The sequence below is a fragment of the Agromyces arachidis genome (assembly GCF_052805135.1).
The window spans coordinates 1-4,904 of record NZ_JBRBDK010000019.1; the positions used below are offsets into that span (position 1 = coordinate 1).

The 4,904-nt window shown below is 66.2% G+C and carries 6 protein-coding genes; 4 read left to right on the forward strand and 2 right to left on the reverse strand.

Annotated elements, in window-relative coordinates:
• The first annotated feature begins 395 nt into the window (after positions 1–395).
• Positions 396–575: a hypothetical protein gene (locus ACUY4T_RS14370; RefSeq protein ID WP_446019649.1), complete on the forward strand. Its 180-nt coding sequence runs from the start codon at positions 396–398 to the stop codon at positions 573–575.
• A gap of 277 nt (positions 576–852) precedes the next feature.
• Here the strand turns inward: ACUY4T_RS14370 and ACUY4T_RS14375 are convergent, their stop codons facing one another.
• Together ACUY4T_RS14375 and ACUY4T_RS14380 are read right to left on the reverse strand one after the other, a co-directional pair.
• Positions 853–1,662 carry a hypothetical protein gene (locus tag ACUY4T_RS14375; RefSeq protein ID WP_446019650.1) on the reverse strand — a complete coding sequence of 270 codons (810 nt, stop codon included), beginning with the start codon at positions 1,660–1,662 and terminating at the stop codon, positions 853–855.
• Entirely contained in the window at positions 1,662–2,315 is a 654-nt protein-coding gene (locus ACUY4T_RS14380; protein ID WP_446019651.1) for an RNA polymerase sigma factor, read from the reverse strand. The genes ACUY4T_RS14375 and ACUY4T_RS14380 overlap by 1 nt, the downstream gene beginning before the upstream one ends.
• Positions 2,316–2,734: 419 nt before the next feature.
• Between ACUY4T_RS14380 and ACUY4T_RS14385 the strand changes: the two genes are divergently transcribed.
• The 3 genes from ACUY4T_RS14385 (at position 2,735) to ACUY4T_RS14395 (ending at position 4,669) form a co-directional block, all read left to right on the forward strand.
• Entirely contained in the window at positions 2,735–3,196 is a 462-nt protein-coding gene (locus tag ACUY4T_RS14385; RefSeq protein WP_446019652.1) for a hypothetical protein, read from the forward strand.
• A gap of 42 nt (positions 3,197–3,238) precedes the next feature.
• Entirely contained in the window at positions 3,239–3,862 is a 624-nt protein-coding gene (locus tag ACUY4T_RS14390; protein ID WP_446019653.1) for a hypothetical protein, read from the forward strand.
• 291 nt (positions 3,863–4,153) lie between these two features.
• On the forward strand, positions 4,154–4,669 hold the full coding sequence (locus tag ACUY4T_RS14395; protein WP_446019654.1) for a hypothetical protein: 516 nt from the start codon (positions 4,154–4,156) through the stop codon (positions 4,667–4,669).
• Positions 4,670–4,904 lie beyond the last annotated feature (235 nt).

Sequence of the window (4,904 nt, forward strand, 5' to 3'; positions counted from 1 at the left end):
CGGTGGGGGAACGTCGTAAACGACGCTCGCCGATCGCTGGCTCGCTCAGGGATCGGTAGCGAGCAGTCGCTTCGTCCGATGTGCAGCATTCCGTCCGCACTTGCTAGCGTCGAGGTCGAACCCGCCCAAGGCGCACCTACCCGGTAAGGGTGCGTTCTGCCCGGAGCATGGCGAGGGTGGCTGCCTGTTCGAGCCAGGCCGGGTCCGTAGGACTCACTGCACTCAGGGTGCTGTCGGGGTTCATTAGTGACGGGCTCGCTCGGCGTGCTGGTCCAGTTCGAAGAGGGATCGTCTCCGCAGTGGGCCTTTGGTCCGCGATTGGGAGGACCTACCTTCCTCTCGTCCAGCCTGCCCATTAGGTTCGGGCTAAGCGAAGGGAGCCGACGATGGATCTGATGATCTGGCTGGCGGCATTCGGTGCGGTACTGGTGATCGTCTCGGTCGTGCTCATCCTTCGAGAGCGGAAGACTCGCCGACAGCCCGGCGACGCCGACCACTCGATCGCCAATGAGCGATCGCACAGTGAGGCCATCGCAGCGGCCCACACCGCGGGCGTGCAACTCGGACCGCACTGAGCCGCAGCTCTCTCGTTACCGAGCAAGTCGGGGGACAGCCGGCGTCTCGCTAAGGGATCGTCCGTGCATCGGCCATCGGGCGGGTCAGGACGGTTCGTCCACCGGGTCGGGCAGGTACGCGGTGATGTCGATCGGCTCGGTGAGAGCGAGCTCGATAGCTGCGGGGTCGGTGGTGGTGTTCATTTGGTGCTCCTCATGGTGACTGATGTCGGGCGGCATGGTCTGGCGACTTCGGTTCCGCCAGCGGCTCGGTGCTCGGGCGGCGCGACGCGTTCCCTTAGTTGCTGGGGAACCACGAGTCCGCGTTCGTGATGGTTGTGCCGTCGTTGAGCGTGAGGTCGTAGGTGATGATGCTGGCCGGTCCGCCTTGTCCGGAGGGCTCCTGGCTGTCCTCGAAGGCGCGTCCCGGCCACCAAGCGACGAACCGTCCGTCGTCGATGGTCGCCTCTGTGCTGATTCCGTCGGCGTGAAGTCGGATTGCGACGACACCTTCTCCGACCGAGCCGGAGGTCAGGGAGATAGTGCCGTCCTCGGCGCGGAACTGCGAGATGCCGCCTGCCATGAACTCGCCGGCCGGCGCGTTCAAGGCGGGGCCGGAGCTACCGCCGAACGCGCTGACGATACCCTCCACCGAGGTCGAGCCCTCGGCGAGTTCAACGACGCATGTGCCCTGAGCCTCTGGATTCGGTTCCCAGAGGATGAGGCCGATGTTGTCACCGCGCCGCTCGGCGAGCACGACGGGCGTGTCGCCGTCGATCTGACGCGCGTACTTCCCGAGCTCGCCCCGACATGCGTCCTCGGCGATCGCGAGATCGCTGGTCGACACCGCCGCGGGTTCGGGTACCCAGGATGCGACGGCAGGAAGCGACGGCGTGAGGCCGGGCACGATCACGGCCGTCGCCGCGATGAGCGTTCCGGCTGCGATGGCGCCGGCCATACGCCAGTTCGTCGCGGCCCGGCCAGCCTTCGGAATAGTGGGCGGTTGGCCGACAACATCCTCCAGCAACGTCGAGGCGTGCGCGCGGCGGTGGGCGTCAGGCTGGCTTGCGGCGACGTCCAGCGAACGGAGCTGAGTGTCGAGATTCATCACGCCTCCTGAGGTGCGAATGGGTGCGGGTGTGCAGTGGGTCCGGGCTCGAGCGCGTCGTCGCGTTGAAGTGCCTCGCGGAGTGCTCTGCGGGCGCGAGAGAGTCGCATTCGGTAGGTGGTGGGCAGAATTCCGAGCGTTCGGGCGGCGTTGGTCGCGTCGAGTTGCTCGAACACCGAGAGTGCGAGCACTTCCTGCTGGGCCGGGGCGAGCTTGCGCCAGGCGGCGGCGAGATCCATGCGCAATTCGACGCCGGCGAGGTCGTCCGCTCCGGGCGACGGCCGTTCGTTGGCGACACGAATCGCGAGTGCCGCCCGGCGGACCTGACTTCTCCTGGCATTCAAGATCGTGTTGCGGACGATGCCGAAAACCCACGCTCGGCGAGCGTCGAGCGAGGCCGGTGCTCGGTCGAAGCGCCGCCACACGATGAGCATCGCCGAGGCGACCGCTTCGTCGGCTTCTGAGGGCTCCGCCCGCCGCATCGCGAACCGCACTGCATCGGCATACACGGCGTTGAAGAGGACCCGAAACTGGGCCTCACGATCCTGGGAGTGGCTCACATTGATGACATGTCCGCCGAACGCCGGGGTGTAACGCTTCGGGCGCATCTCGGGCTCAGCGTCACCACCGCCAAGCGACGTCTCGTTCCTCATGCCCCATCCGTGGCCACCATCACACGAATTGTGACACTCCCGATCAAGGTGATACCCGTCTCGCGGAGGGATCTGCTTGATATCTGCCGTCGACTTACCGGCGAGCGGTGCGCGAGTAGACCACGGTCATCACGGTCGCGACCATGAGGGCGATGGCGCCAGCGGGGAGTAGCACCGGCCGAACTGAGATCAACGGAAGGAGGACAGCGGCCCAGAGCCCGAAGAGAGTGAGGGCCGTCACGGCACCCCAGAATGCGGCGGTCGCTACTGGGTGCTTCTGCTCAGTCTCGGGAGCGCTCATCGCGTCAGCATTTCGTGAGGGTCACAGCGGTGTCAACAGTCGCAGCGAGGGATCGATTCGGCAACGACTCGCTCATCTCCCTCGGCCGTCGGCCCGCAATAAGGCGAGGATGTGAGGTATGCAGCGTTCCGTCGTTCGTCGGCGCACGGTCCTTCCGATCATGTTGGCTGTGTCGACCCTCTTCGGGATCGTGGGCTGTGCGGGTGTCCTGCCACCTGCCTGCACGACGATCGGGTACCTGCAGCACCTGGACATCATGCTCGAAGGGCGCGACGTTGGCGACGTGGAGCGGGTGGTGCTGTGTTCTGAGCGTGGGTGCTCCGTTACAGAGACGGAACTCGAAACCACGCCACCCACGGGGCCGTGGTACGTCTCGCGCGACCTCGGCAGCGGGCGGTGGCGCGTCGATCTGGATCTCGATGCGCCGAAGCACGTGACGATCGAGCTCATCGCGTCAGACGGCACCACTCTCCAACGCGAGGCCACCCGCCTGGAATGGACGCGGGTCGGGGGGTCCGAGCGGTGTGGCGGCCCTCAAGCGACGGACGCCGTCGTGATCGAGGTCCAGCGGTCGCGGTGAGGGATCGTCCGTGACGTCCGGCCCGAGACCTATGCTGAACTCGTGGCTCTCCGAATGTTGTGCAGCATCATGCTGGCGATCGGAGCACTAACCACACTGACCAGCTGTGCCGGAATCGTCGCGCCACGACTGATCTCGGACAGCCGGGTGGCGCTGGCTCCGATCGACCCGGCCGACGTCATTTCGCCTGAGGAACTCGAGTCTCTGAAACCCACGGGCGACGGCATGACTACCGAGCACCACGAACTCATGACCGCGGTCTCCCAGCGTTACGGGGTCGATCCCCGATTCTCTGGGTTCGAGTGGGATCGGAACGACGAGCTGCTCAGGCTCTGGTGGTTCGACGAAGTCCCGCCGAGCCTCACCGAAACGCTGGCCGCATCAGGGGTCGCGGTTGAAGTGGCCCCTACTGTCCACTCGCCGGCCCAGCTTCGCGATGCGGCACGGCGCCTGATCTCGCCCGGCGCCGTTCCCGGCATCTTCATCACCAGCACGGCTCCGGAGATCGATTGCTCGAAACTCAGCGTCACGGTCGAAGCGATACCGGCAGGCAGGACCGAAGCTGACGTCACCGCGGCACTCAAGGCTGTCGCTGGCTTCCCACTCGACCTCGCAATCGAGAGCTTCATACCCATCTCTGCCGCCATGCAATGGGTCGCGCGCTGACTCGCTGAGGGATCCCGTCAGGACTGGCGCTTGCGGCTTCTGACCCACATGGCCAGAGCCACGACCCCTGCCACGGCGACCGCAGCGCCTCCGAAGACCAAGCTGTTCCACGCGACGAACGAATCCACGCTTGACGGTCTCACGCGCGGAGCGCGAAGGCAATGATTGTCGCGACGGCCCGGTGAGGGATCGTGCCTGCGCCGCAGTCCGACCGGCTCGCGAACGCTGCGCGCGGCCACGTCGCGGCTCGCCTCGCGGTGTCGGGGCGCGGGCGAGGGTAGCTTCAGGGCAATGTCTACTGAAGCGAACGCGAGCACGACGATCCCCGGCTCCATGCGGCGCGAGTGGGTGAGCGCGCAGGCAGCTATTGCGGGCTGCGTCGCGGTGGTGCTGTTCGCGATCGTCTCCACGATCGGGTGGTCACTGGCCGGCGCGGATCTCGACGGGCTGGAGCGGATCGCATTCGCGACGCCGCTCGTATTCGCGATCGCCTTCGCCGTTCGAGCGATAGGCACGCTTCCGTTCGGTCAGCCCGCGGGTGTGGGCCGGGCTGTGCTGATGGATGTCGCTGTCGTAGCGGCCGCCGTGATCTTCATCATCACCGTCGGGTCGATCGGCGACCCTTCAGGATTCGCGATCTACTCGGGCTCGATCATGGCGATGTTCCTCGTGCCCGGCACCGCCGTCGCTTCCCTCGTAGTGGAGTTGGTGCGGCGAATCCCCTGGCTGACCCGCGTTGCGGTCCTTGGCGCCATCCTGGCCGGAGTGCTCGCGCTCGGCATCTACGCCCGAGCGATCACCGGTTGACCGTCTGCCTCGGATCAGCTTTTCAATGAGGGATCGGCTGGGACACTCGCCGCCCGTAAGGTCGTGCTCATGAAGCAGCGAAGCAGGGTGCTTGCTGTCGTGACCGGTGCCGCGTTGGCGCTGGTGGGCGCGATCGTCACGATGGTCTACTTGTTCCAGCCGTGGCGAACCTGTCCCTATGACGACTCCCCGGCAGCCTGCGCAATGCTGCCCGCGGACGCGACCGTATTGGCCG

What these genes read in the sequence shown, in the direction of transcription:
- ACUY4T_RS14380 (WP_446019651.1), bottom strand. Translation starts at nt 2,315, where the DNA reads ATGAGGAACGAGACGTCGCTTGGCGGTGGTGACGCTGAGCCCGAGATG.
- ACUY4T_RS14385 (WP_446019652.1), top strand. Translation starts at nt 2,735, where the DNA reads ATGCAGCGTTCCGTCGTTCGTCGGCGCACGGTCCTTCCGATCATGTTG.
- ACUY4T_RS14375 (WP_446019650.1), bottom strand. Translation starts at nt 1,662, where the DNA reads ATGAATCTCGACACTCAGCTCCGTTCGCTGGACGTCGCCGCAAGCCAG.
- ACUY4T_RS14395 (WP_446019654.1), top strand. Translation starts at nt 4,154, where the DNA reads ATGTCTACTGAAGCGAACGCGAGCACGACGATCCCCGGCTCCATGCGG.
- ACUY4T_RS14370 (WP_446019649.1), top strand. Translation starts at nt 396, where the DNA reads ATGATCTGGCTGGCGGCATTCGGTGCGGTACTGGTGATCGTCTCGGTC.